Origin of the sequence: Myxococcus sp. AM011, assembly GCF_013372595.1 — a bacterium.
Classification (GTDB): domain Bacteria; phylum Myxococcota; class Myxococcia; order Myxococcales; family Myxococcaceae; genus Myxococcus; species Myxococcus eversor.
In genome coordinates, this window is sequence record NZ_JABXEM010000593.1 from 1 (window position 1) to 728 (window position 728).

The following is a 728-nucleotide window of genomic DNA, read 5'->3' on the forward strand; positions in this document are numbered from 1 at the left end:
GGCCACCTCGACACCGACCCCCACCTCACCTCCGACGCCGGAGGGCAACACGACGACGCAGGAGTCGACCTCCACGGCCAAGGCCGAGGCGACGCCCATCGTCTGGCCTCGCGACCTCAATCTCCCCACCTCGGGAGAGCTGACGTGGGGCTTCGACCCGGAGGGCCTCCAGGATGGGTGACTCCCTCACGAAGGCCCTCGCCCGGGCCCGGCACGTCCTGGAGTCCCTCCAGGGTGAGCCGGTGGAGAAGACCATCTGGGGCAGTCCTGCTGGCAAGAAGCGCCTGGCGAAGCGCTTGGTGGCAATGCTGCCCGCGCACAAGACGTACGTGGAGCCCTTCGCCGGCAGCGCCGCCGTCCTCTTCGAGAAGGCCCCCTCGGACGTCGAGGCCATCAACGACGCGGACCCCGAAATCGCCGACGCGTACCGGCTCCTCCAGAAGCTGACGCCAGCGGGCCTCGCCAAGCTGAAGAAGCTGCCGTGGGTCGGCAACGAGAAGACCTTCAAGAGCCTCTTCGACTCCAAGCCGAAGGGGGACGTGGAGCGCCTGCACCGCTTCCTCTACCTGACGCACTTCTCCTACGGGAAGCTGCGCGGTCGCAGCGTCAGCCCCAACGGCATGGGCGTCGAGGCGAAGACGCTCGCCCGCATCGAGCAGCACGCCCCGCGCCTCAAGCGCGTGAAGGTGTACGGCGGCGACTACGAGAAGGTGGTCCGCAAGTACGAC

The 728-nt window shown here is 68.3% G+C and carries 2 protein-coding genes; both read left to right on the forward strand.

Annotated features, from left to right (window positions below; genetic code table 11):
* Positions 1-181: hypothetical protein (locus HUW62_RS47545; RefSeq protein ID WP_176438218.1), on the forward strand; the 181-nt coding region annotated here is incomplete at its 5' end.
* The coding region (locus HUW62_RS47550; RefSeq protein ID WP_176438219.1) for a DNA adenine methylase at positions 174-728 on the forward strand (555 nt) is incomplete at its 3' end. The genes HUW62_RS47545 and HUW62_RS47550, both read left to right, overlap by 8 nt.